The sequence below is a fragment of the Paraburkholderia sp. BL18I3N2 genome, from assembly GCF_003001875.1.
Lineage (GTDB): Bacteria > Pseudomonadota > Gammaproteobacteria > Burkholderiales > Burkholderiaceae > Paraburkholderia > Paraburkholderia phytofirmans.
Genome location: NZ_PVNC01000008.1, coordinates 47,264 through 71,943, shown reverse-complemented (window position 1 = coordinate 71,943; position 24,680 = coordinate 47,264). Strand labels below are relative to the sequence as shown.

Annotated in this window: 19 protein-coding genes; 12 read left to right on the top strand and 7 right to left on the bottom strand. The window is 63.2% G+C overall.

What is annotated here, in order from left to right:
- Positions 1–106 precede the first annotated feature (106 nt).
- The gene (locus tag B0G75_RS41405; RefSeq protein ID WP_258194642.1) at positions 107–274 is read right to left on the bottom strand and encodes a hypothetical protein; all 168 of its coding nucleotides are present in this window, start codon (positions 272–274) and stop codon (positions 107–109) included.
- Here B0G75_RS41405 and B0G75_RS22070 point away from each other — a divergent pair.
- Complete coding sequence (locus B0G75_RS22070) at positions 197–1,267, top strand: glycosyltransferase family 4 protein (RefSeq protein WP_258194641.1); 1,071 nt, start codon at positions 197–199, stop codon at positions 1,265–1,267. The two genes, B0G75_RS41405 and B0G75_RS22070, sit on opposite strands and share 78 nt — an antisense overlap.
- 39 nt (positions 1,268–1,306) lie before the next feature.
- Here the strand turns inward: B0G75_RS22070 and B0G75_RS22065 are convergent, their stop codons facing one another.
- From B0G75_RS22065 to B0G75_RS22055, 4 genes are all read right to left on the bottom strand, one after another.
- Complete coding sequence (locus tag B0G75_RS22065; protein ID WP_106310287.1) at positions 1,307–3,697, bottom strand: PIG-L family deacetylase; 2,391 nt, start codon at positions 3,695–3,697, stop codon at positions 1,307–1,309.
- Positions 3,698–3,831: 134 nt separating this feature from the next.
- Entirely contained in the window at positions 3,832–4,284 is a 453-nt protein-coding gene (locus tag B0G75_RS22060) for a GDP-mannose mannosyl hydrolase (RefSeq protein WP_106310801.1), read from the bottom strand.
- Positions 4,285–4,329: 45 nt separating this feature from the next.
- Positions 4,330–4,479, bottom strand: coding sequence for a hypothetical protein (locus B0G75_RS40770; RefSeq protein WP_012431871.1), 150 nt, complete (start codon positions 4,477–4,479; stop codon positions 4,330–4,332).
- Between the two features lie 113 nt (positions 4,480–4,592).
- Positions 4,593–6,881: a hypothetical protein gene (locus B0G75_RS22055; RefSeq protein WP_106310284.1), complete on the bottom strand. Its 2,289-nt coding sequence runs from the start codon at positions 6,879–6,881 to the stop codon at positions 4,593–4,595.
- 803 nt (positions 6,882–7,684) lie between these two features.
- Between B0G75_RS22055 and B0G75_RS22050 the strand changes: the two genes are divergently transcribed.
- From B0G75_RS22050 to B0G75_RS22010, 9 genes are all read left to right on the top strand, one after another.
- Positions 7,685–8,668 carry a helix-turn-helix domain-containing protein gene (locus B0G75_RS22050; protein WP_106310281.1) on the top strand — a complete coding sequence of 328 codons (984 nt, stop codon included), beginning with the start codon at positions 7,685–7,687 and terminating at the stop codon, positions 8,666–8,668.
- A gap of 86 nt (positions 8,669–8,754) precedes the next feature.
- Complete coding sequence (locus tag B0G75_RS22045; RefSeq protein ID WP_106310278.1) at positions 8,755–10,302, top strand: mannose-1-phosphate guanylyltransferase/mannose-6-phosphate isomerase; 1,548 nt, start codon at positions 8,755–8,757, stop codon at positions 10,300–10,302.
- 53 nt (positions 10,303–10,355) lie between these two features.
- Positions 10,356–11,741 (top strand): undecaprenyl-phosphate glucose phosphotransferase, encoded by a 1,386-nt coding sequence (locus B0G75_RS22040; RefSeq protein ID WP_106310275.1) that lies wholly within the window; start codon positions 10,356–10,358, stop codon positions 11,739–11,741.
- A gap of 65 nt (positions 11,742–11,806) precedes the next feature.
- Positions 11,807–12,946, top strand: coding sequence for a polysaccharide biosynthesis/export family protein (locus B0G75_RS22035; protein ID WP_106310272.1), 1,140 nt, complete (start codon positions 11,807–11,809; stop codon positions 12,944–12,946).
- A gap of 49 nt (positions 12,947–12,995) precedes the next feature.
- Positions 12,996–15,230, top strand: a complete 2,235-nt coding sequence (locus B0G75_RS22030; protein ID WP_106310269.1) for a polysaccharide biosynthesis tyrosine autokinase — start codon at positions 12,996–12,998, stop codon at positions 15,228–15,230.
- Positions 15,231–15,321: 91 nt separating this feature from the next.
- Positions 15,322–16,440: a GDP-mannose 4,6-dehydratase gene (gene gmd / locus B0G75_RS22025; protein WP_012431878.1), complete on the top strand. Its 1,119-nt coding sequence runs from the start codon at positions 15,322–15,324 to the stop codon at positions 16,438–16,440.
- Positions 16,441–16,445: 5 nt separating this feature from the next.
- The gene (locus B0G75_RS22020; protein WP_106310265.1) at positions 16,446–17,405 is read left to right on the top strand and encodes a GDP-L-fucose synthase; all 960 of its coding nucleotides are present in this window, start codon (positions 16,446–16,448) and stop codon (positions 17,403–17,405) included.
- 113 nt (positions 17,406–17,518) lie between these two features.
- Positions 17,519–18,661 carry a glycosyltransferase family 4 protein gene (locus B0G75_RS22015; protein WP_106310262.1) on the top strand — a complete coding sequence of 381 codons (1,143 nt, stop codon included), beginning with the start codon at positions 17,519–17,521 and terminating at the stop codon, positions 18,659–18,661.
- 55 nt (positions 18,662–18,716) lie between these two features.
- Entirely contained in the window at positions 18,717–20,051 is a 1,335-nt protein-coding gene (locus tag B0G75_RS22010) for a glycosyltransferase WbuB (protein WP_106310259.1), read from the top strand.
- 29 nt (positions 20,052–20,080) lie between these two features.
- Here the strand turns inward: B0G75_RS22010 and B0G75_RS22005 are convergent, their stop codons facing one another.
- Positions 20,081–20,587, bottom strand: coding sequence for a hypothetical protein (locus B0G75_RS22005; protein ID WP_106310256.1), 507 nt, complete (start codon positions 20,585–20,587; stop codon positions 20,081–20,083).
- Positions 20,588–20,772: 185 nt separating this feature from the next.
- Here B0G75_RS22005 and B0G75_RS22000 point away from each other — a divergent pair, with 185 nt between their 5' ends.
- Both B0G75_RS22000 and B0G75_RS21995 read left to right on the top strand, forming a co-directional pair.
- The gene (locus tag B0G75_RS22000) at positions 20,773–21,393 is read left to right on the top strand and encodes a putative colanic acid biosynthesis acetyltransferase (protein ID WP_106310253.1); all 621 of its coding nucleotides are present in this window, start codon (positions 20,773–20,775) and stop codon (positions 21,391–21,393) included.
- A gap of 222 nt (positions 21,394–21,615) precedes the next feature.
- The gene (locus B0G75_RS21995) at positions 21,616–23,355 is read left to right on the top strand and encodes an FAD-dependent oxidoreductase (protein ID WP_106310251.1); all 1,740 of its coding nucleotides are present in this window, start codon (positions 21,616–21,618) and stop codon (positions 23,353–23,355) included.
- A 97-nt stretch (positions 23,356–23,452) separates the two neighbouring features.
- Here the strand turns inward: B0G75_RS21995 and B0G75_RS21990 are convergent, their stop codons facing one another.
- Positions 23,453–24,673: a glycosyltransferase gene (locus tag B0G75_RS21990; protein ID WP_106310248.1), complete on the bottom strand. Its 1,221-nt coding sequence runs from the start codon at positions 24,671–24,673 to the stop codon at positions 23,453–23,455.
- Positions 24,674–24,680: the final 7 nt, after the last annotated feature.

The window sequence follows — 24,680 nt, the reverse complement described above, 5'->3', positions numbered from 1 at the left end:
GGTTTCTTCGCGACATGGACTTCGCAGCGGAACTGTCGCTGTTTTACGAAGACATTGACGCGCTCCGCAAAGCGGAACGCGCCAACCACGATGCTGGATGCCGACGTTACTTTGCGTCTGCAATAACGGGGGCGGCATCCCTCCGCTGCGCAAAAAGGGCGGTTATCCAGAGAGATAAATCGTGAGAATTCTTCAACTGGTTCATGCGCCGCGTTTGTCCGGCGCAGAAGTACTCGTAAAGGGATTGGCCATTCATCATCAGCGCGGTGGCCATGAGGTCTGCATGACATCGCTGCTTCCGGAGCAGGAGGATTTCGCCGCCATTCATGCAGAACTTCAGGCTGCCGGCGTCACGTGTCTGTTTCCCGAGGTTCGCTACGGCAGAGCGGGAAAGCTGCTGCACCTGTATCGCGTGGTGCGGCGGTTCCGGCCCGATTTCATCGTCGCTCATGCCACGCTTGCCGCGCTGTATGTGCGCCTTCTGCCGGTCCATACGCCGATTGCGTGGGTCATGCATTCCGGCGTCAACGATTTCGAGAACGGCGCGCTCAAGCGGGCCGAACGCCTGCTCTCACGGCGGGCGAGAGCCATCATCGGCGTGTCGCAGCAGAATATCGACGACTACCTTCGGGAGATTGGCCGGCATCCCTCCATGGTCGTGATTCCGAATGGCGTGGATGCGCAATTGTTTTCGGAAGGCAACGACGTCGCCGCGCCGGACATCGGCGTGCACCCGAAGCAGATCGTCCAGCTCGGCCGCTATATCGAAGGCAAGAGCCAGCTGGACACGATCCGCGCATTCGAGCGCGTGCTGCAATCGGAGCCGGAGGCGCGTCTGCTGTTATGCGGCGTCGTCGAAGATCTTGACTATCACCGGGCGGTGCTGTCGCTGGTTCGTCAGCTCGGCCTGGAAAACAGGGTGACGGTGGGCGGGCCGCGTTCCGACGTCGCCGCGATTCTGCGCGCCTCGCGGGTCTTCGCGATGCCGTCGCGTTTCGAAGCACAGAGCATTGGTTTTCTCGAGGCGCTTGCGTCGGGCATTCCAGTCGTGGCGAGCCGGATTCCCTCGTTCGGTTTTGCGAGCGCGTTCGCCGGCGTCAGCCTGGTCGACACGACCGACGCCGAAGCCTACGGCCGCGCGTTGTTGCACGCGCTCGACACGCCGCGCGCGAACCGGCAGCTGGCCGGCTACACGCTGCACGACACCGCGGATCGTTACATGACGATCGCGCGGAAGTTCGTTCACCCGCTGCAGGTTTCGGCCTGAGGTCGATCGGACCGGCCGGCTTGCTTAACGTTACTGCGGTTACTGCGCGAGCCGGTCGATTCGCACCGTCTCCGAGAAAAGCCCCGGCAGTTTGCCGAGTTCCTGAGCTTCGCCCAGCGCCAGGCCGTTTCCGGATGGATAGCGCGTGATTGCCGCCGCGCCGCCGGTGAAATAGAAATCGCCGAGGGTCGCGTCGGTCCGGCGAAACAGCACGAGTGCCGCCCCCCGTTTGTCGCGCACGAATTCCGGAAACACATCTGACCACGACATGCCATGCAATGTCGCCGCCTGGGCCGGCGCGCTCGCCGCGCCGCTCAGGTCGAGCGTGGCGACGTCGATCACGGCTTCTTCGCTCGATTCGTCCAGATGCGGCGTCAGCAGAATCAGCGTGTTGCTGTCGCGCCCAAGCACGGCGCCCATGGTCACTTTCACGAAGTCGGGCGCAAAACTCGCCGGCAAGACGTTACGCTCACCGACGCTCATGCGCGTGCCCTCGTTGGCGATCGGCGTGAGCGCGAGGCGTCCGTTGGCGCTGTCCATCGCGACCAGAGAGGCGCGCGAGCCCGCCGTTTCGCGCGCCAGCAGATTGACGTTCTGCGGCAGATTCCTCGCCTGCGCCCAGAGCACCGGCGCCGATCCCGTCGAGGCGCCCGATCCTTGCGAAGACGCCATCCATAGATCGAGCCCGCTGTCGGGTCGCTTCTGCGCGATCAGCACGCTGGCCCGTCCCGTTCCGGTGAAGTTCGCCGCCACATATTGCTGCGTCAGTTCCGGCAGGAACGCGTTGCTCGTCTGCAGCCAGAGGCGAGGCGCCTCGAACGACTCGCCGGCACTGCGAAGCAACCAGAACGCGGTCCCGCCCTGGCGCGCAGCGACGATCATCAGATCCGCCTTGCCGTCGCCGTCGAAATCGCCGAGCAGGAAGCGCACGCTGTCGAAGCACAGCTTGTCGTCGGTGCAACTCGGTGCGGTAGCCTGAGGATCGAACGGGACGGCGCTCGCGTACCACAGCGCGGGCGCCGAAGCTTTGGCGAGGGAAGCGGCATACACGTTGAATCCCGGCCCGTCGTGTTGCCGCTGGACGTACACCACGGACTGCTCGCCCGAGCCGGCAATATCACCGGCCATCGCCGTGGCGAGCCTCAGGTCGTTCGCCTGCGTGTGCTGCGTGGTGGCCCAGCGGTAGCGCGTGGTGAGCGCAGTGCAGCCGCGCATGGTCAGCTTGCCGTCGTTTTCGCCGAGGCAATGCCGCAGCGGCGTATAGACGAGGCCGAAGTCCCACGGCGTCCAGCTTTGCGCCACGTCCCATTGATCGCAAGTCTCGGCGACCAGATAGCCGTCGCGCTCGGCAATACATTGCGAGGTCGCGACGCTCACGAGTGCGGCGTTGCGCGTATTGCCGGGATACACGGTCAGCGGGTCCCATCGCCATTGCTGCGTGGACGAGTCCGTGCAGGCGGCGAGCGTCGGCGCGCGTCCAGGCCCCGCGGAAGTCAGGCAGCGGCTCGCCGCCGCGTTGAACAGCTGGATCGGATGAGACACGAAATCCGGTACGCGGCGATCGGCGCGATCAGCAAATGCGTAGCGTCGCGAAATCCAGTTACCGTCCCATTGAAACTCGCCGAATACATGCGAAGACTCGCTGCCGTCGATCGAAAAATAACTGGCGACGATGTCGCGCTTGCGCTGTACTTCGGCAGCGGGAAGATTGCCGGGCCAGCCCCCGGTCGGATAAGTGACGTGGTAGACGATCGGCACGCCTTTGCCGAGCGTCTGCGCGACGTGGCGAGTAATACGCGCCGAATAGATATGATCGGGATGCTCGATAAACGGCACGGTGTCCGGATTGAGCGTGTAGATCAGCGTCGCTGGCGCGAGCATCGCTTTTAAAGTGGCCGACAAGGAGTCGCGATCGTATTTCACGCGCACGGAGCCGTCCGCGTTCATCGGATACGTGGAGATCGTGGCGTGTTGTTCCCACAGCAGGCCGAGCGGTACGCGGCCGCCGCGCACGGCGCCGCCGGGCAGGCGAAGTTCGAGCAATCGCACTTGCGGCCTGGCCTTCAGCACTATCTGATGCACGAGCTTGCCGGCAATCGTTACGTTGGATTCCAGCCACTCGTCGGGCACGCCGGCCATGCGCGCGTAAGCGAGCCGCGAGGCCCGCTCGCGGGTTTGCACGTAAGCGAAATCCGCGCCGTTGGCGCCGCCGATCAGATGCACCGTGGTGATGCACCAGCCCGCATCAAGACGCTCGCTGATGGCGGGGTCGACGAAAAGCAGATCGTCGTCGAGATGCGCGACCACCGTAACCAGTGTGCCGGGGCCGCACTCGGCCGCGCGCGCCGCGCCCGGCAGGAAGGCGAAGAAGAGAACCGCGACAAAAGCAAAGAATGAATCGCGAACGAGCGGGCTTGCCGATAATCGCATAGTGATTCGAGCTCTGACGGTGAGCTCGCATCATACTGTAGCGGCCATGGCCGGCACGTTGCCGAACTGACAGTCAGTGGCAATTCGCGATCCGGCGGCGCGGGCTCAGCCTCGTGCGGCAGCTCGCGGCTGCGTTAGCGGAAGTAGGCTTTGGTGTTGTCGTGGACATCGGCGCGCGCGAGCAGTTCCGATGGCGCAAGCCACACATATTCGCTGTGCTGCTCGGGCCGTCCGAGCGGCGCGGTGCCCGTAAGCGTGAGCGAATAGGCGAGCACGATGTAGTGCGTCGACACATCCGGCTCGCCCGCGAAGTTGTCGCTGTAGTGATGTTCGAACACGCCTTCGAAGCGTGCGGTCGAGCGCGCCAGTTTCGCGATGCCCAGTTCGGCGTCGGCAATGCGGGCAAACGCGGCGTCGAGTGTTTCGTCTTTGTGGATGCGGCCGCCGGGAACGAACCAGGTGCCGCGGGCAGGGCGGTTGCGGCGGCGGCCCACCAGCACGCGCCCTTGCGCATCGCTGACGATCAGATCGAACGCAACCAGAGGCGTGAGGCGGACCACGTCCAGGAAATCGATCTCGGTCAGCAGCATGTCATCTCCCGCGGTTCTCGCGCCGCTTGAGCGCGTCATCGACTAATAGTCGCGATGGTGATCGTCGTGTCGCGTGAGCCGGCCCGAGACGCTCGTCAGAAAAAGCGCGAGCACGATCGCGCCGATCGTCGCAAAGAAAAACGCGCCGATCATCGCGGCCAGTATCAGCGTCATCCATGCAAGGCCGTTCATGTCTCGGCTCCGGCGTGTTGATAGGCATGCTAACGTGCCTCCGCTTGCATACTATGTGCGCCAGTAGCCGCAGAGGCTGTCCCATCACGCCGAAGTATCGGCACATCGCGCCGCTAATGCGCCACGTAAGCCTCGGGTGTGATGACCGCGTCCTTGAATACGTCGGCGTTGCCGGAGACGACATAGACCGGCGCGGGCGAGAGTTTCAGGTTAGCCACGCCGTCGCGGTACGGCAAGCTCGTCGCGTTGCCCATCATGTCGAACGCCGTCACTTCGCCGCTCGTGCCCGGCGCGTCGACCCGCAGACGATAGTCCACGCTGCGGCTCGCATCGAAGCCGCTTTTGGCGTTCCACTTGTCGTTGTCATGCGTCCATAGCGCGGTCACGATCTTGCCGCCGCCGAGCCGGCGAAACGCGTAAGCGTAGACGCCTTTGGGCAGATCCTTGAGCGGGCCGAGCGTGTCGGTGCCGTCGATGATGCGCGTCATCGCTGCCACCGCGAGCGCCGCGGGTTTCGGGCTGATGCGGGCCGGACCGTAAGCGCCTTTCGGATGATCGAGCTCGAAGAAAATCCCGTAGCCGGGCGCGGCGTCCGGCATATCCGCGAGATAGAACACGTAGGTCGTGTCGGCGCCTTCGCCGAGCAAGATCAGATGCGTGCGCGCCGTCACGGCAGCTTGTGCGTACAGCACGTCCGCGCCCGGATAGTTCTTGCCATACGATTGCCCGATGTCGTAGCTGATGCCGGTTTCGGTCACGAAGAGCGGCGCGCCGGGCTTCAGGTACAGACGCATTTCGTGGCGCAGCGCACGCATCGCGGCGGGCAGCGCGCCCGGCACGGTGCCCTGATTGCCGGTGTCCACGACGCGCTCGGGCGGATGCGAGGGCGTCGTGCCGATATCGTAGTAGCCGTGAACCGTCATGCCATCCATATAGCGGCCGATCCCTAGCGGACCGAGCTTGCGCATCCACGTGACGTTGCCCTGCACCGACGAATAAGTCAGCCCCATGACCATCGCGTGCGGATCCGTCTGATGGATGCCTTCCCAGACCGCCTTGTACATGGCGACGAAATTCGCGTCGGTGTCGCGCCACGGCAGACCGCCGTCGGCGTCCGGTTCCCACGTCACCTGATAGTAGTTGTCGCGCTGTTTGGGAAAGTAAGTCGTGCGCACACGATTCGATTCGGCGCCCACCTTGGCCATGTAGTCCTTCATTTGCACGAGAGATGTCGGCGCATAGCTGTGCGTTTCGGTCCTGGTCGGGCTCGCCCACTGCGGAATGCCGTCGAGCTGGATTAACCGCAGCAGGTCGCCGCGCCGGAAGAACGGCGTGAGTTGTTTGCTCGCGGGCTCGAAGGTGCCTGCTTTTTTCGGCTCCTCCATATACCAGTTGCGATTGTCATTGACCCACGTGAGGCCGAGCGCGGTATAGACAGGCCGATAACCGTCGCCGTCGCAGCAGTGTTGCCCCGGCGCAAGATAAGCCGCGCCCTGTCCGCCGAAGCGGTGCAGATCTTCGTACGGAAAACGGACGGCGGGTAACGCAGCGGACACATCCGGCAGCACGCCGAACGTCGCGACGCCCGCGGGGCGCGTGCCGCGCGATTCGAGCTGACCATGTGCACGTTCCAGCGACGCGGACACCGCGAAGTAGCCCGCCACGCTCGATGCGCAGCTCAACGTGGACAGCGTCGCACCCGCCGCAACGGGAAAGCGCCCGCTGGCGCGCACGCCATTCCACGCGTCGCGTATCTGCCAGCCGAGCGTGTCGGCTTGCGTCGGGCGTGTGGCGAAAACCAGCGCAAACGGTTTGTTCGCGGCGAAGAGACGCGTGCCGTCGCTGGGCGTATCGGCTTCGAGCAGATCGCCATGCGCCGCTGCAGGAACTTGCGATGAGGGCGGCGAGCAACGCAGCCCTTGCCCGGGTGGCGCCTTCAGGTCTATTGGTGTGGCAGATTGCATTGCAGCGCTCGGCGCTGCGTCCTGCTTCGCGACCGGCGCGGGTGCATTGCTCGCCGCCGCCGGCGCCATCGCGCAACGCTTCTCCACCCCGGGCGCAGGATCGCCGAATACGCCGTTATTGCACTCGGCGCTACTCGAGAATGTTTTGACGACGTGTTGTTGCGGCGTGCCGTACAGCACGTCGCGCGTGCCGTTGAAACGGCAGGTGCCGTATTCCGCCGCACACGGTGTCCAGTTCCTGCCATCCGCGCTGAACTCGCCATTGCTCACACCATTCGCTTGCGGCGCAGCATCCGAGGCTGCGCATCGGCCGGCCGCGAAGCCAAGCAGAATGACCGTCATCGTCGAGATGGCGATGGCAATGGTGGGGCTTCCAGCGCCGCCGGAAAAGGCGCCGTCGCGCTTTCGCGGCGCGCGCTGCTCGCGTACATTCGACATGTGTTCCCCGTGTCGTTCGCAGTCCGTCCAAAGGTTAGAGACGCGTCGCCCAACTACTAGTTCACCAGGTCAGAGCCGCCTCGCGTGACATCTTTAAGCAATGTGTTGCGGAAACCGCATAGTGTATTTCCGCAAACCGGTGGCGGAAATAGCTCGGTGCCCTCTCGACACATTCGGCCATTGGCCCGTCTATTGCCGTGCGGCCTAAAGTTTTCTTATTTCCGTGTTTCACGTTTGAAACATTAATCGTCACGTTTATATTCCTGAGATCCAATAACAACCAAGTAAATAATTTTGTCGAACTCTCAAGTGTTTATATTGGTTGTTCGTTTTACTTATTGCCATCCCCACTCATATATCGTCAGAAGAAACCCAGGTGCGCAAGGGGCGCGGCGGATGCCGGGATTGCAAAGCCGGTTGCACTCATTCTGACGTCCAGGCCGGAAAAAATCACTTTAAATCGGCATGGCGATGGATGGATCAAATTGTAACTGCGCCGTTTTCGAGTAGTCGTGGTGTGTGCGGTGGCGTACGAAATGGCGTTTTTATTTGCATTAACATTCGCAGAATGCAAATTCATTCCTATGCGGAATCAGCAATTAATTCGTTGAAAAGACGGCGGTAGCGGGGTTGTTCCGAAAATCCCTGGTTGGTCACCCTGTCCATACGCCAACATGTCTGCGCTTTCGGTCATGGCGGCAAAGTGCTTGAGTGGCGGTGACTATGATGCGCTGCACAGAGGATGGCCTCTTTGTGGCCGTCCAAGGTGAAAAGTAGAGCCGTTTTCTGGTGAGAGGATGACTATGACCTGCGCAAGTCTCGAGTCCGCAATGCTGCGCTGGGTGCACGCTCCGAGTAAGGGTATGCGTCGCATCGCGATACTGATGTTCAACGACTGCTCGCTGCAGGGAGCAGGTGTTGTTGCCGAGGTGTTCCAGGCAGCGAACGAAATGGCCTCGTCCGGCTCGGGCGGCTGGTTATACGACGTTTCGTTCCTGTCGGCCGACGGCGGCATGGTGACGTCGTCGTCCGCGCTGCGGGTCTGGACAGACGGACTCGACGCGCGGCATTACGGCGGTTTCGACGCGTTGTATGTCGCGGGCGGTAAAGGCGCATTGGCTGCCGCGAGCGATGAACGCCTGATTGCGTGGCTGCGTCGTGTGCGCCGCAACACCGGCATGATCCGGCCGATCGCGGAAGGTCGCGCGTTGCTCGATGCAGCCTATGTGCCCGACAGCCAGGAGGTCGGCGATGCGCATGCGCAGTCGGCATCGGCGCGCCAGCCCGAACAGACGGCCGATGCGGGCGATCGTCTCGAATCGATGCGAAGCGCGCTCGCCATGATCAAGCGCGATCTCGGCGGCGCCACGGCGCGCACCGTTGCCGAGCGCCTGCTGGCGGACTCGTGCTCGAATCTCGCGCCGCTGCTTGGCGAAGACGGCGGCCTGAGTCCTGGCGACAAGGTTCGCGCGGCAGCTCGCTGGCTGCAAGAGAATTGCCAGCAGGCGATCTCGATTGCCGACGCGGCGCAGTTCGCCGCGATGAGCGAGCGCAACTTTCTGCGCCGCTTCAAGATGGAAATGGGCATTACGCCGTCGAGTTTTCTGTTGCACGAGCGCCTTGCGGTGACTTGCAGCCTGTTGACCGAATCGGAATTGCCGGTCGACAAGATTGCCCGGCGCACCGGCATGGGCAACGGCGATCGACTCGCGAAAGTGTTTCGCAAGCGGATGAGAATTTCGCCAACCGAATTTCGGATTCAAAGTCGCCGACTAGTCGGCGAATAGCGCGACGGGGCCAGCCGGATGCCGTGTGACAACACGGCATCCGGTCCTACTTCTGTCGAACTTTGGGAATTATAAGGAATGCGAATATGTTGACTCAGGGAGCTGTAGGCGCCGCATCGGTCGACACGAACGGTGCGGATGCCGCGACGGCGGGCACGCGTTGCACGCGCATCGTCCCAGTCATTCTGGCAGGCGGCTCGGGCACGCGGCTGTGGCCGGTGTCGCGGGAGAACTATCCGAAGCAACTGATCGACGTCGTCGGTTCCGACTCGCTGCTGCAAGCTACCGCGCGGCGCATGGATGGCTTTCCGGCCGGCTGGAGCGTGGATGTCTCGCCGATCATCGTATGCGGCGAAGAACACCGCTTCGTGATCGCAGAACAACTTCATGAAAATGGCGTCGACGCTCGTCTTATTGTCGAGCCGGCGCGTCGCGATACGGCGCCCGCGTTGACACTGGCGGCGTCGCTCGCGTGCGCGGACGATAGCGACGCGATTCTCGTCGTCATGCCCGCGGATCACTCGATCGCCGACGTGCCCGCCTTGCAGGCCGCGCTCGAACTTGCAGCGCGCTATGCCGGGCAGGGTTCGATCGCGACGCTGGGCGTGCCGCCCACGCGCCCCGACACCGGTTTTGGTTATATCCGCGTCGGCGCCGAGCTGGCGGGCGGCGGCCACGCAATCGACGGTTTCGTCGAAAAGCCCGCGGAAGAACTCGCGGCGAAGTATGTCGCGGCAGGCATGTATTGGTGGAACAGCGGCATCTTCATCGTGCGCGCGAGCGTGTGGCTCGATACGTTGAAGCGTCTGCAACCGGACATGCACGCGGCCTGCGAGCGCGCATTCACTGGCGGCCGTCTGGACGGCGCGTATTTCCGGCCGCTGGTCGACGCGTTCCTCAGTGCGCCCGCGAACTCGATCGACTATGCGGTGATGGAACGCCTCACCGAGACTGCCGGCCCCGAAGCGCCGGATAGCGCGCCCGCAACGCCGGCGGGCGTGGTAGTCGGACTGAATGCCGGCTGGTCGGACCTGGGTTCCTGGGACGCCGTCTGGGCCGCGATGGAGAAGGACGCCAACGGTAACGCGGGGCGCGGCCGCGTGACATTCGAAGGGGCGGTATCGAGCTACGCGCACTCGGAAGGCCGGCTGGTCGCTTGTGTCGGCACCACCGACGTGGTGGTGGTCGAAACCGCCGACGCGGTGCTGGTGGTCGACCGCGCGCATGTGCAAGACGTCAAGGGGCTGGTGTCGCGCATCAAGGCGCAGCACGCGCCAGAGGCCGACGCGCATCGCAAGGTGCGCCGTCCTTGGGGTTTCTACGATTCGATCGACCATGGCGAGCGTTTCCAGGTCAAGCGCATCGTGGTGACGCCGGGCGCGCAACTGTCGTTGCAATTGCATCACCACCGCGCGGAACACTGGGTCGTCGTGCGCGGCACGGCGCTCGTCACACGCGGCGAAGAGCAGTTTCTGTTGAGTGAAAACGAATCGACTTACATCCCGCTCGGCATCAAGCACCGGCTCGAAAACCCGGGCAAGGTGCCGCTCGAAATCATTGAAATCCAGTCAGGCGCCTATCTCGGCGAAGACGACATTGTGAGGTTTAACGACAACTACGGCCGCTGCTCCTAAACAGCACGCCGGACTCAACTGCGGACAAGAACGGCAAGAACGAGGTGACCAGAATGCGCAAGTTTCAGGATTTGCTCGCGCGGATTTTTGATGTTGCATTGGTGTTGGCGGGCGCGGCGGTGGCGTCGCAGATCCGCTTCGATTACCTCGCTCAGTCCGGATTCTATTGGGCGCTCGTGATGTTCTCCGCAGCCTTCGCACTGGCCATCTTTCCGGCGTTTGGTGTCTACGAATCATGGCGCGGCCGCTCCAAGCTGGTGCTGGCCGGCCAGGTGTCGCTCGCGTGGCTGATGGTGCAGGTTAGCGCGCTCGTGCTGATGTATTCGCTGCATCGTATCGACTTCGTGTCGCGGCTGTGGTTCTCGTACTGGACTGCAGTAACCGGCGGCCTGCTGATCTCGTACCGCCTGATGACGCACGCCGTGTTGGCAAGGGCACGCAGCGCGGGTTTGAATCTGCATCAGGTCGCGATTGTCGGCAGCGGCTCGCAGTGCGACGCGATTATTCGCCGGATCAACGCCGCGCCGACTACCGGTTTTCGCGCCACGGCCGTGTACAACGCGCGTCCGGACGTCTCGCCGGTCGCAAGCCCTGGCGTCCCGGTGTTCGACACCGTCGACGCGCTCGCCGACTACATGCGGACCAACGACGTGCACGAACTGTGGCTGATGCTGTCGCTTTCCGAAGAGCCGCTGATCTGTTCGCTGGTCAGCGAATTCCGCGACGATCTGGTGAACATCCGCTTCATGCCGGACGTGCGCAGCCTCGCGCTCTTCGAGGGCAGCGGCGTGATCGATCTGCTCGGCGTGCCGGCGATCAATCTCGTGGCTTCGCCACTGTCCGCCAGCTCGATGCTGAAGAAGGAAATCTTCGACCGCCTGTTCGCCTTGACCGCCTTGATCGCGCTCGCGCCAATCATGCTCGTCATCGCAATCGCGGTGAAACTGTCCTCGCGCGGTCCGGTTCTGTTCAAGCAGAAACGCAAAGGCGCCGACGGTCACGTCTTCACAATCTATAAGTTCCGTTCTATGCGGTTGCACACGGAGCAAAAAGGCACCGTCAGGCAAGCTACGCGTAACGATCCGCGAGTCACCAAAGTGGGCGCCTTTCTGCGCCGCACGAGCCTCGACGAATTGCCTCAATTCTTTAACGTGTTGCGTGGCGACATGTCGGTCGTAGGACCGCGTCCCCACGCACTCGAGCACGACGACCTCTATCAGAAAGTGGTCGCGGGCTATATCAATCGCTACCGCATAAAACCGGGGATCACGGGGTGGGCACAGATCAACGGTTTTCGTGGCGAAACCGACCGCATCGAGAAGATGGAACGTCGCGTCGAACATGACCTGTATTACCTGGGCCATTGGTCGTTCGCGCTCGACATGCGGATTATCGGCGCGACGATAGTCGCCGGACTGGTGCATCGAAACGCTTATTAGTTGTTAACAAAACGCTGCGCGCTTCGTCCCTCGAGGAAAAACGCCGTGGCACACGGAGGAACATCATGAGCTCGCTTGGTCTACGCACGGGAAGTCTCCTGGTTTTCGCTGCTGCAACGCTGCTTTCCGGATGCGGAATCGCACCGGGCCAGCGGATGGTTACGCCTGCCGCAATTCAGGACACGGGTGGTGATTTCAGTACTGAAGCGGCAACGCAACAACAGATTCCGATCACGGATATCAATCTCTCGCTGCTGCGCAAGATGAACCAGGCGCAGACGGCTTCGACGCTGCCGCCGGCGACGACCGCGCTGTTCGGCAAGCCGACCGCTTACAAGGTCGGCCCTGGCGACGTGCTGCAGATCGTGGTGTGGGATCACCCGGAACTCGCGGCCGCGCTCGGTCAGCCGCAGCAGAACACGAAGACGTCGGACGCCGCACCCGGCTTCCTGATCGACGAAAACGGCGACGTGCAGTTCCCGTATGCCGGCACGGTCCATGTGGCCGGCAAGGACGCCACGACGATCCAGAAGGAGCTCTACAAGCGTCTGAGCAAGGTGTACCAGAAGCCGGAAGTGACGGTGCGGGTGGCCTCGTTCCGCGCGCAGCAGGTCTATATCGACGGCGAAGTGCGCACGCCTGGCGCGCTGTCGGTCACGGACATTCCGATGTCGCTGACGAACGCGATCGGCCAGGCCGGCGGCCTCAGCGCCAATGCGGATCGCAGCCGCGTGGTGTTGCTGCGCAACGGCGTGCCGTATCAGCTGAACGTGGATGACCTGATCAAGCGCGGCAAAAATCCGTCGGACATCTACCTGCAACCGGGCGACGTGCTGCGGGTGGCATCGCGTGAAGACAGCGGTGTCTACGTGATGGGCGAAGTCAACAAGCCGGCGACCATCCTGCCGATGCGCAACGGTTCGTTGACGCTTTCGCAAGCGATCTCCGACAGCGGCAGCTTCGACTCGAACACGGCCGCGGCGCGGCAACTGTTCGTGATCCGCAACTCGACGAGCGAAACGCCTCAGGTGTACCACCTCGACGCGACCTCGCCGGTGTCGATGGTGCTCGCGAATCAGTTCGAACTACAGCCGAAAGACGTGGTGTATGTCGGTCAAGGCGGGCTGGTCCGCTTCAACCGTGTGTTGAACCTGCTGCTGCCGGCGATCAATGCGGCTGTAACGGGCGCCGTTCTCGCGAAATAGTAACCGCACAGTGTGAACTTGAACCTCCGGACCTTGTTGGGTGAAGAAAATGGCAATCAACTTTGAAAACCGTTACACCGACGTGTCCGGTCCGGACGAGCTTCACTTGTCGGACTATCTGCGCACGATCGTGCGAGGTTGGCGCACGATCGTCGTGGTGACGTTGATCGCGCTCGCGCTCGGGTGCGCGTACGCTTTCCTCGCGCCGCCGACGTACCGCGCGGATGTTCTGTTTCATGTAGAGGACAAGACGGCGAATGCCAACGCGAACGGCAAGGATTCCTTGCCGCCGCTCACCGGCATGTTCGACACCAAGCCTTCGACGGCGGCGGAGATCGAGTTGCTGAAGTCGCGGCTTGTCACGGAAGAGACCGTCAAGAAGCTGCACCTCGATATCACGGCTACGCCGCGCTATTTTCCGGTTATCGGCGGAATGATTGCGGGGTTGGTGAACGGGCAATGGGGCTTCAAGTTGCCGCAGTTCATCAACCTGTCCGGCTATGCATGGGGTGACGAGAGCATTTCGGTGTCGCAGTTCGACACGTCCAAGGAAATGTACGACGCGACCTTCACGTTGATTTCCGGCAATGACGGATCGTACGTGCTGCGGGACAAGAACGGCATTGCGATTCTGTCGGGGAAAGTCGGCGAAACCGTGCAAACGGATACCGCCGACGGCCCGATCACACTGCGCGTCGATAAGCTGGTCGGCCCCGCCGGCTCGCGTTTCGAATTGCAGCGCGCCTCGACACTGAGCACCGTGGACCGTTTGCAAAAAGCTCTGTTGGTGCAGGAAACCACGCTGCAATCCGGCGTGATCCGCGCGAGTCTGGAAGGCGGCGACGCCGGCCTGACTGCCGCGATCGTCAACAGCATGGCGCGCGAGTTCGTGCGTCAGGATGTGGAGAGCCGTTCGACCGAAGCCGAGCACATGCTGGCCTTCCTCGATCAGCAGCTGCCGGGCTTGCGCAAGGAACTCGACGACGCCGAGCAACGCTACAACAAGTTCCGCAACACGCACGGCACGGTCGACCTGGGCGAAGAAAGCCGCCTGCTGCTGCAACAGATCGTCGATAACAAAACCAAGCTGATGGATCTGCAGCAGCAACGCGCGGAGATGTCGCAACGCTTCACCGCAAATCACCCGGCAGTGGCCTCGCTCGACGCGCAGATCGCGGCATTGCAGGGCGCGGCGGCCAACATGAATCGCAGCGTGGCGGTGATGCCGGATACGGAGCAGACCGCTTTGCGTTTGCTGCGCGACGTGCATGTCGACACGGAGCTGTACACCAATCTGCTGAACAGCGCGCAGCAACTGCGCGTGGCGAAGGCGGGACAGGTGGGCAACGTGCGCGTGGTCGACTTCGCCGAAGCGCCTGATGAACCGGTACGGCCGAAGCGCGTGATCGCAATTCTGATCGCGCTCGGCGGCGGCCTCGTGCTTGGCATTCTGCTGACCTTCTTCAAGCGCGCGATGTACGGCGGCGTGGAACGCCCGGACGAACTCGAAGGCATGCTCGGCGTGCCGGTATTCGCGGTGGTGCCGCGCAGCCAGACGCAGTTGAAGCTGCAGGAAAACGTCATGCTGCGCCGTCGCGGGCTGCATGTGCTTGCGCAGCAGGCGCCGGAAGACATCGCCGTGGAAGGCGTGCGCAATCTGCGCACCTCGTTGCAGCTCTCGCTCGATCACGCGGAGAACAACGTGGTGATGATCACCGGCTCGCGGCCCGATTCCGGCAAGTCGTTCCTGTCGGTGAATCTGGCGGCGCTGGTGGCGTCGGCGAACAAGCGCGTGCTGATCATCGACGGCGACATGCGGCGCGGCGACGTGCACTCGCATTTCGGTGTCGCTCATCAGCCGGGTCTGTCCGACGTGCTGAGCGGCGGCGATCTGGGCTCGATGATTCAGCGCGACGTGCTGCCGGGTCTCGACGTGCTTGCCAAGGGCACGCTGCCCTCGCATCCGGCCGAACTGCTGATGAGCAAGCGCTTCGAAACGATGCTCGAAGAACTGAAGGCGCATTACGACCTCGTGATCATCGATACACCGCCGGTTCTCGCGGTGACCGACTCGACGGTGATCGGCAAGTACGCGGGCACGACGCTGCTGGTGGTGCGCCACGGCCGCCATCCGCTCAACGAAGTCATGGAAACGGCCAAGCGGCTGCGCAATGGCGGCGTGGGGCTCAGAGGCGTTCTGTTGACCGATGTGCCGCAGGAAGGCGCGTTCCTCGGCTCGGGCTATCAGGGCGGCTACTACGGCTACGACAGCATCGCCGGTTGAGGCAGCGGCCGACGGCCGGCCGCTCGGCAAAGCCGCGCAGCAAAGCTTCCGGCATTGATGGGATTGCAAAGATTAACGAGGAGAAGGCTCCATGAAACGTAAGGTCGCGCTGATCACCGGCATCACTGGACAGGACGGGTCGTATCTGGCGGAACTGCTGCTTTCCAAGGATTACGACGTACACGGCATCAAACGCAGGTCATCCCTGTTCAACACAGACCGGATCGATCACCTCTACCGCGATCCCCACGATCCGGACCAGCGCCTCTTTCTGCACCACGCGGATCTGACCGACTCGACCAGCATTCTGCGCGTGATCCAGCGCGTCGAGCCGGACGAGATCTATAACCTCGCCGCGCAGAGCCATGTGGCGGTGTCGTTCGAAGAACCGGAATACACCGCCAACGCGGACGGCCTCGGCGCCTTGCGCATTCTCGAAGCGATCCGCATTCTCGGCTTGCAGGAGAAAACGCGCTTCTATCAGGCCTCGACCTCGGAACTGTACGGCCTCGTGCAACAGGTGCCGCAGTCGGAGACTACGCCGTTCTATCCGCGCAGCCCATATGCCGTCGCCAAGCTATTCGCGTACTGGACCACCGTCAATTATCGCGAGGCTTACGGTCTCTACGCCTGCAACGGGATTCTGTTCAATCACGAATCGCCGGTGCGCGGCGAGACATTCGTGACGCGCAAGATCACGCGCGCCGTCGCGCGCATCGCGGTGGGCATGCAGAAGACCTTGTATCTCGGCAATCTGTCTGCGCTGCGCGACTGGGGTCACGCGCGCGATTACGTGGAGATGCAGTGGCGCATGCTCCAACAGGAGCAGCCCGAGGATTACGTCATCGCCACCGGCGTGCAGTACAGCGTGCGCCAGTTCGTGCAGCACGCCGCCGCTGAACTGGGCGTCACCGTGCGTTTCGAAGGCACCGGCGTGGACGAAATCGGCATTGTCGAAAAGGTGGAAGGGCGCGAGATCAGGATGTCGCCGGGCGACGTGATCGTGCGCGTCGATCCGCGCTACTTCCGGCCCGCCGAGGTCGAAACGCTGCTCGGCGATCCGTCGAAGGCGCATGCGAAGCTCGGCTGGCAGCCGACCACCTCGTTCGCCTCGCTCGTCAAGGAAATGGTGCGCTCTGACTATCAGATCGCGCGACGTGACGCGCTCGTCACGCTGGCCGGATTCACGGCGCTGGAACATCACGAGTAACGGCGATGAACAAACAAGCACGCATCTTCGTCGCGGGCCACCGTGGCATGGTCGGCTCCGCGCTGGTCAGGCGTCTCGCCGCCGACGGGTATCAGAACGTGATCACCCGCTCGCGCAAGGAGCTCGATCTCACGGATCAGGCCGCCGTGAATCGCTTCTTTGAAAGCGAAAAGATCGACGTGGTGCTGCTCGCGGCCGCGCGCGTGGGCGGCATTCTCGCGAACGCGACGCAGCCGGGTGAGTTCATCTATGAAAACCTGGTGATCGAAACCAACGTGATCCATGCCGCGTATCGCGCCAAGGTCGAGCGGCTGGTGTTCTTCGGTTCGTCGTGCATCTATCCGAAGCAATGTCCGCAGCCGATCCGCGAGGAGTATCTGCTGACCTCGCCGCTGGAGCCGACCAACGACGCCTATGCGATCGCGAAAATCGCCGGCTTGAAGTTGTGCGAAGCGTACAACCGCGAGTACAACACGCAGTACGTCGCGTTGATGCCGACCAATCTGTACGGCCCGAACGACAACTACGATCTGAAGAGCAGCCACGTGTTGCCGGCGCTGCTGCGCAAGGCGCATGAAGCGAAGCTGAACGGCGATGCCACCTTGACGGTGTGGGGATCGGGCACGCCGCTCCGTGAGTTCCTGCATGTCGATGACCTTGCCGCGGCCACGCTGTTCGTGCTTGAGCACAACGTGACCGAAGGCCTTTTCAACGTCGGCGTGGGTGACGACCTGTCGATTCGCGAGCTGGCCGAATGCATCTGCAAGGTGGTCGGCTTCGAAGGCGAACTCGTGTTCGACGCCTCGAAACCCGACGGCACGCCGCGCAAGCTGCTCGACGTTTCGCGACTCGCGCAAATGGGCTGGCGGGCCACGATTGGGCTGACCGACGGCATTGCCTCAACCTATCGTGACTTCGTCGAATCACACGCTGGTTCGACGCCCGCCGCCGCCATCGAAGCGTAGGCGCATGGACTGCCGCTTCGGCGCGGCTTTTGGATTGACGGACCAAAGGGGACGCTGTGCATGCGCAGGACGCGCAATGTACGCAGGACGATATTTCTAGGAGTGGCATAAAAATGACAGCGTCAGTCACGATCTTCCACAACGTCGTGTGGTCGCGCCACAAGGGTGTCGTGTTTTCCGCCTTGCATAACATTTCGGCTTCCGGAGCGATTCGCTATTCGATGGTGCAGATCGCCGATACCGAGCACGACCGCGTCGGCTTTTCAGACGTCGATTATTCGTTTCACCGCTATCCGATGCAAAAGCTGTTCGATGGCTGCTACGAAGACGTGCCGACCATGAAGCTGATTGCACGGCTGACGTGGGAAGTATTGCGCACCAAGTCGGATCTGATCGTGCTGCCGGGCTACCACCGGCCGGAATACTGGGCGATGCTCGCGGCGTGCATCGTGACCGGCAAGCGGCGCGCGGTGTTTTGCGATTCGACCGCCCGCGACCGGCCCAAAAAGTTGCTGACGTCGATTCCGAAGCGCGTGTTTTTCTCGCTGTGCGACGGCTATTTCGGTTTCGGCGAGCGCAGCCGCGAGTATCTGCTGTCGCTCGGCGCGAAGCGCGACAAGATTTTCGTGCCGTGTCAGGCCGCGGCGATGCCCGGTTCGTTTTCGCCGGAACGTGCGCTGGTCGAGCGGGTCGCCGCACGCGCGGGTAATCCGCCGGTGTTTCTGTTCGTGGGACGTCTGTCCGAAGAGAAAGGCATCGGCACGCTGATCGACGCGTTCGCCGGATTGCGGCGGCGTATTCCGGCGGCGAAGCTGCGCATTGTCGGCACCGGCCCGATGAGCGACGCGTTGCATGCGAAGGTGGCCGAGCTCGAACTCGGCGACGCGGTGACGTTCGTCGGCAGTCTGCAGGACGAGCCGCTGACGCGGGAATATTACGGCGCCACCTGCATGGTGCTGCCGAGTTACAGCGAACCTTGGGGACTCGTGGTCAACGAGGCGCTCGCGCATGGCTGCCCGGCCGTGGTCAGCGAAAGTTGCGGCTGTGTGCCGGAACTGGTGATCGACGGGGTGAGCGGCTATGCGTTTACAGCGGGCGATGTCGCCGGCCTGCAGCGCACCATGCTCAAGGCCATGGAGGCGTTCGCCGATGCGGGCGGCGCCGCGCGCCGTTGCATGGATGTGATTCGCCGTTTCGATCCGCCTTCCGCGGCGGCCAATATCGCCCGCGGCTGTGCATTGATGTTGAGCGACTGAGCCGCTTCGCCCGGCCAGGTCGCGCACAACGCCCTCACTCGCTCCGGCAGCTACGATGAAGATACTGATCTACGGCATCAACTATGCGCCCGAGCTGACGGGAGTAGGCAAGTACACGGCGGAAATGGCCGTGCTGCTGGCGAGCCGCGGACATGACGTGCGCGTGGTGTGCGCTCCGCCGTATTACCCGGAGTGGCGTGTCGGCGAGGGCTACGCGTCGCGGCGCTATCAGCACGAAACGCGCGACGGCGTGGCGATCTGGCGCGCGCCGCTGTGGGTGCCCGCGCATCCGAGCGGCCTGAAGCGCATGCTGCATCTGGCGACCTTCGCGGCGACCTCGCTGCCGCTGCTTGTGCGACACGTGCTCTGGCGCCCGCACGCGGTCATGCTGATCGCACCGACCTTGATGTGCGCGCCCGGGTCGCTGATGCTTGCACGCGTCACGCGAGCGCGAGCGTGGCTGCATATTCAGGACTATGAGGTCGATGCGGCATTCGATCTGGGGCTGCTGAAAAGCTCGCTCGCGGCCCGCGTGGCACGCTGGGTGGAAAGCGCTTTGCTACGGCGCTTCGATGCGGTGTCCTCGATCACGCGGCAGATGAGCGAGCGCGCGACGGCCAAGGGCGTCGACGCGTCGAAGGTTGTCTGTCTGCCCAATTGGGTCGACGTGGCGACGATCTTTCCGCTCACGCGGCTGAGCGAATTCCGTCGCCTGCTGGGGATTCCTGACGACCAGAAAGTGGTTCTGTACTCCGGCAACATGGGCGCGAAGCAGGGCATTGAGACGCTCGCCGATGCGGCGGTCGCGCTCGCCGCGCGCACGGACCTCACTTTCGTGTTCTGCGGCAGCGGCGCCGCGAAAGAGGATCTGCGCGAACGCTGCTCGGGATTGAGGAATTGCGTGTTCCTGCCGCTGCAACCGTTGGACCGCCTGAACGAACTGCTCAACCTCGCCGATATCCACGTACTGCCGCAACGTGGCGACGCGGCCGATCTCGTCATGCCGTCCAAGCTCACCGGCATGTTCGCGAGCGGCCGCGCGACCGTGGCGATGGCGCGTCGCGGCACGGCGCTCTACGAAGCCGTGGCGCCGCGCGGCGTGGTCGTGCCGCCGGACAACCTGAAAGCGCTGACGGCGGCGATCACGGCGCTGGCGAACGACGCGGAACGACGCGCAGCACTTGGCAAAGCGGCGCGGGCTTATGCGGAGCGCACGCTATCGCCCGAGTCGACGATTCGCACCTTCGAGGAATGGCTCGCGATGTTGCTGCGTGAGGCGGGTGGCAAACGTAGCAAAGGCGGCACGCCGTCTTTCGGCGCGCGGCCTTCAGGTGCTGCGGCGCGGCGCCGGCGAAAACCGGCTACAGCGGAGGAAGCCGCGCCGGATTGATCCGGCACGCGGCTGTCATGAAGTCGATATCACCACGGAGAACGGTACACGCCCTGCTTGCTGGCGTAGGGATCGGTATAGGTGTTTCTTACGGCGCCTGCGGGCGCCGGACCGGCACCTGCATTCGGACGTCCCGGCTGGGCGGCCACACGCAGCTGGCCGTTGGCCGCAGCGGGTGCTTTGCCCTTGCCCTTGCCTTTGCCCACAGCGGGCTGCGCGGCCTGGTCGCCGCCCAGCACCGTCATGCGTTGCGTGTCGAGCAGCGCCGCGCGCTGGGCATCGTTCGTATCGCCTTGCGCGCCGTCGGTGCTGTAGGGGTTCGGGGAGCCGAGCAACGCCTTCTCGCTACTGCGATGCGCGGCGCGCCGGTTGGCGGGAAGCTGTGCATTGAGACCGTAGCCGTTGGCCGCCGTCGCGGCGGGCGGGAGGGCGGGAGCCGCGTTATTGGGCGCGGCGTTCTGCGCGAACGCCGGCACCGCGCAAGATGCGATCGCGAGAAGCGTCCAGCTAGCAGTGTGTCGAAGCGAGGTCATCATCTGATTCCCCAAGGAGATGCTGTCGGGATAAAGCTATCGTGCGCCAACCAGTACGCGTGTAGCCGCCAAAACGCTTGCCTGCACAGCCACCGTGTGAAGCCGGGCCGGGCGCCGCAACATAATGTGAGAGGTTTGCCTGGCATGCCTGCATATGTTTACCACTGTTCGTGGTTCGGAGAAAGCCGATGGGTAACGTAGCCGACGATCCTCACGTCGGGCGCATGCCGCAGGCCGAGGGCGCGCGCGCGAACGGCCGCGTGATCGATCTGTCGCAGGCCGGAAAAGGAAACTATCAGGCGAGGCGCGGCGCGCTGATCGAACTCATCTGGTTCGTGCTGGAAGCCTGTGTGATCAACAACAAATTGCTGCCGTTCTCAGGTGTGCGCGTTGCGTTGCTGCGTCTGTTCGGCGCGAAGATCGGTACAGGTTGCCGATTTGTGCATCCGCTGCGCGTGAAAGCGCCATGGAATCTCGAGGTGGGCGACAACTCCTGGTTCGGTGTGGACGTGTGGATCTACAACCAGACGCTGATTCGCATCGGCTCGAACGTGTGCATTTCTCAGGGCACGTTCCTCACCGCGGGATCGCACGACATGAGCACCACGATGGATCTGCACGTCGCGCCGATCATCATCGAGGACGGCGTCTGGATCACTTCGAAGTGCGTGGTGCAAATGGGCGTGACGATCGGCCGTTCGGCGGTCGTAACACCTTTGTCGGTCGTGCATCGTTCGCTGGAAGCGGAAGGCGTGTACGGCGGCAATCCTTGCCGTTTTATCAGGAAACGGTTCGACTCCGTGACCTGAACCACAGACTTAAAACCGCAGCGTTTGTACGCTGGGGTGGCCAAGGTCGTTTTGCCGGAATGCCGGCCGTCGCAAGGCAATTGCCGCGCTGCATGATGCGCGGCATTCGCCGGCGTCATCCATGCAAGTTCCGGCTGCGACGTCTGCGTAGCCCGGTTGCCAGCTCTGCCCGGCGAACCGCGCCGTGCTCAGGAAATGCGTGAAGCAGATGGGGAGTAGCGGATGTTCATCGATACACGTACTGTTGAACAGAACACCGTCGTCGAGACGACGGTCTGCATCATCGGCGGAGGCGTCGCGGGCATTACGCTCGCGCTCGAAATGTCGAGGGCGGGTATCGACGCCTGCATGCTCGAAAGCGGTGGTTTTGGACCTGACGACGCAACTCGCGACCTCTATCGCGGCGAGAACATCGGGCTTCCCTATACGTTCGCGGACGGCTCGCGCAGCCGCTATTTCGGCGGCAGCAGCAACTGCTGGGGCGGCTGGTGCCGCCCGCTCGATCCCTGGGACTTCGAAAAGCGCGACTGGATTCCGCACAGCGGCTGGCCGTTCGGCCTCGATGAACTGGCGCCTTACTATGCGCGCACGCATGAACTGTTGAAGCTAGGCCCGCAGAATTTCGACCCCGCTTACTGGGAGCGCGAGATCGGACGTCAGGACGTGCGCCGTCTGCCGCTCGCCACCGGCGACATGCGCGATACCGTTGCGCAGTTCAGTCCGCCGGTTCGCTTCGGCAAGGCGTATCGCGAAGAACTGTCGCATTCGACGCGGGTCCGCGTGTTCCTTCATGCGAACGTGCTCAGTATCGACGCCGACGCGCAGGGCACGACGATTTCGAAACTGAAGGTGGGCACCATCAGCGGCCGCGCGATAACGGTGACCGCGAGAATTTTCGTGTTGGCCACGGGCGGTATCGAAAACGCGCGCCTGCTGCTGGCATCGAACAACGTGCAGGCCGCCGGACTCGGCAATGCCAATGATCTGGTCGGCCGCTATTTCATGGATCATCCGCGCATGATGTCGGGCAAGGTGCGCTTCCGTCCGGGCATCGCGCGCAACAAGCTATACGACATCAAGTACCACTACCAGAATGTGGCTGTCTCGGCGCACGGCACGAAGATCTCGTCCCAGTTCGCGCCGAAGCAGGAGTGGATGGAACGTGAGAAGCTGCTCAATTCACGCGTGTGGCTCTACTCGAAATGGTATGGCGAGGGCAGCGCGGGTTCCGAGGCGTTGATCCGTTTCAAGGAAGCGCTGATGGGCAAGGATCAGCCCGGCCGCAGCGTGAAGCGCGACATCGAGACCATGATCGCGCACCCGCTGGACACCGTCGGTTTCGGTTTGACTCGGCTGTTGCAATGGCCCGCGTTGATCACCGACGTGACGCTGCAGGCCATCGTCGAAGCGGAGCCCAATCCGGATAGCCGGGTGACCCTGTCGGCCGACAAGCGCGACCATTTCGGCATGCCGCGCGTGCGGGTGGAGTGGCGCCTCGGCGACCAGGTGCAGCGCACTTTCGACAAGACGTTCCAGTTGCTTGCGCAAGAATTGCAGATGGCGAACGTCGCGGACGTCACGCTCGATGAGCCGCTCGAAGGCCGGACGTGGCCGGCGAAGCTCGAAGGCACCTGGCACCACATGGGCACCACGCGCATGCACGATTCGCCGCGCGAGGGCGTGGTCGATCGCGACTGCAAGGTGCACGGGATCAGCAATCTGTACATTGGCGGAAGCTCGGTGTTTCCGACCGTCGGCGCCAATTTCCCGACCATCACGATTGCCGCGCTGTCGTTGCGTCTCGCTGGCCATCTGATGCGGCAACTCAATGTGCCGGACGCCGTCGGCAGTACGCGAGGCGAAGCGGCCAACAGCGCCAACATGTCGCTTCAGACGCCGCCGCAGGTCGACACGTTGCCGATCGCGGCTTCGACCTTGACGCCGTTGATGAAAGAGCAGTGAGCGTGTGATCAGGACAAGCGAAGATGGCGCGCACAAGGCGCGCCATCTTCGCTTAGGTTGCTGGTTCGAGAGCTTTCCTGGTGACAGGCGGTGCGTGTCAGTGGGTTGGCTGGGTCGTTTCGCGCAGCGCGGTGAGCGTATTGTCGTTGTTACGCGCGTCGTCGTGGCCGCCCTTGGTTTCGAGCAGAGCGGTCAGCGCGTTGACCATGGTCTCGACACGGAAGCGCGTGTTGAACGTCTCGGCCGCCCGCGCGCGCATCGCCGCGCGAGCCGCGTCATTCATTTCGAGCCAGCGCAGCAGATTCTTTTCCGTACCGTCGACGGTATCCGCGGCCACTATACCCGCGCCGTCCGCTTCGATTTCGCGCCACACGTTGACCTTATCGGAGATCAGCGCCGGCAATCCGCAGCCGAGCGCCTCGGCCACCGCCACGCCGAAATTCTCCTGATGCGACGGCAGAACGAACACGTCGCTCGCATGAAAAGCGCCCCACTTGAGTTCGCCCTGGAGCATGCCCGGCAGACTCACGCGATGCGCGATGCCGGCGGCCTGCGCCTGGGTGCGCAGTGTCGAGGCCCAGCCGGTTTCATCCGGACCCGCGATCACGAGATGCAGCGCCGGATCGCGGCTGGCAACGCGCGCGAAAGCGTCGATCAGCAGATCGCAGCCTTTCTTCGCGTGGACGCGGCCGAGAAACAGCACGATGCGTTTGCCGCGCAGGCTCGGTATGGCTTGCAGGAACGCTTCGCGCAGCGGCGCCGATTTCAATTGCGGCACCGTCGTGCCGAACGGCACGATCCGTTCATGCGCGCGATACAGCCAGAACGACTGGCGTGCGCGCGTGCGTTCTTCCTCGGTTGTGAAGATGACGGCGCGCGCGTCGCGCAGCACGCGATATTCGGCCCACGGCCAATACAGCCATTTCTTCAGATGCTTGAGCGGGTAAGCCTCCTTGAACCACGGGTCGAGCATGCCGTGCACATACACGTAGTACGGCACTTCGCTCTTGTGCAGCGCTTTCCATGCCGCGAAGCCGTGGTATTGCCACAGGCCGTGCACGATCACCGCGTCGAAGCGCTTCGCGTTGGCGGCGAGCCACGGCGCGAGGCGTTCGCTGAAGCTGTAGCGGCTTTTGGTCGGGCCGAAGACGTGGATCGGAAAGGGGAAGGACGCAAGGTAGGCGTCGCGGGGCGCATCGCAGGTCGCTACTTCGATCTCGTGGCCGGCTTCGCGCATCGCCAGCCCGCTGCGGCGAACGCCTTCAACGGGACCGCCGGCGCGTGGGTCGACGCTTGCTAGCAGGTGGAGAATTTTCATCGGGCGG

Excerpts from the sequence above, each read along its gene's own strand:
- B0G75_RS40770 (WP_012431871.1), bottom strand. The coding sequence starts at position 4,479 with ATGAACGGCCTTGCATGGATGACGCTGATACTGGCCGCGATGATCGGC.
- B0G75_RS22055 (WP_106310284.1), bottom strand. The coding sequence starts at position 6,881 with ATGTCGAATGTACGCGAGCAGCGCGCGCCGCGAAAGCGCGACGGCGCC.
- B0G75_RS21990 (WP_106310248.1), bottom strand. The coding sequence starts at position 24,673 with ATGAAAATTCTCCACCTGCTAGCAAGCGTCGACCCACGCGCCGGCGGT.
- B0G75_RS22010 (WP_106310259.1), top strand. The coding sequence starts at position 18,717 with ATGAAGATACTGATCTACGGCATCAACTATGCGCCCGAGCTGACGGGA.
- B0G75_RS22030 (WP_106310269.1), top strand. The coding sequence starts at position 12,996 with ATGGCAATCAACTTTGAAAACCGTTACACCGACGTGTCCGGTCCGGAC.
- B0G75_RS22015 (WP_106310262.1), top strand. The coding sequence starts at position 17,519 with ATGACAGCGTCAGTCACGATCTTCCACAACGTCGTGTGGTCGCGCCAC.
- B0G75_RS22000 (WP_106310253.1), top strand. The coding sequence starts at position 20,773 with ATGGGTAACGTAGCCGACGATCCTCACGTCGGGCGCATGCCGCAGGCC.
- B0G75_RS41405 (WP_258194642.1), bottom strand. The coding sequence starts at position 274 with ATGGCCACCGCGCTGATGATGAATGGCCAATCCCTTTACGAGTACTTC.
- B0G75_RS21995 (WP_106310251.1), top strand. The coding sequence starts at position 21,616 with ATGTTCATCGATACACGTACTGTTGAACAGAACACCGTCGTCGAGACG.
- B0G75_RS22005 (WP_106310256.1), bottom strand. The coding sequence starts at position 20,587 with ATGATGACCTCGCTTCGACACACTGCTAGCTGGACGCTTCTCGCGATC.
- gmd (WP_012431878.1), top strand. The coding sequence starts at position 15,322 with ATGAAACGTAAGGTCGCGCTGATCACCGGCATCACTGGACAGGACGGG.
- B0G75_RS22020 (WP_106310265.1), top strand. The coding sequence starts at position 16,446 with ATGAACAAACAAGCACGCATCTTCGTCGCGGGCCACCGTGGCATGGTC.
- B0G75_RS22045 (WP_106310278.1), top strand. The coding sequence starts at position 8,755 with ATGTTGACTCAGGGAGCTGTAGGCGCCGCATCGGTCGACACGAACGGT.
- B0G75_RS22040 (WP_106310275.1), top strand. The coding sequence starts at position 10,356 with ATGCGCAAGTTTCAGGATTTGCTCGCGCGGATTTTTGATGTTGCATTG.
- B0G75_RS22050 (WP_106310281.1), top strand. The coding sequence starts at position 7,685 with ATGACCTGCGCAAGTCTCGAGTCCGCAATGCTGCGCTGGGTGCACGCT.
- B0G75_RS22035 (WP_106310272.1), top strand. The coding sequence starts at position 11,807 with ATGAGCTCGCTTGGTCTACGCACGGGAAGTCTCCTGGTTTTCGCTGCT.
- B0G75_RS22065 (WP_106310287.1), bottom strand. The coding sequence starts at position 3,697 with ATGCGATTATCGGCAAGCCCGCTCGTTCGCGATTCATTCTTTGCTTTT.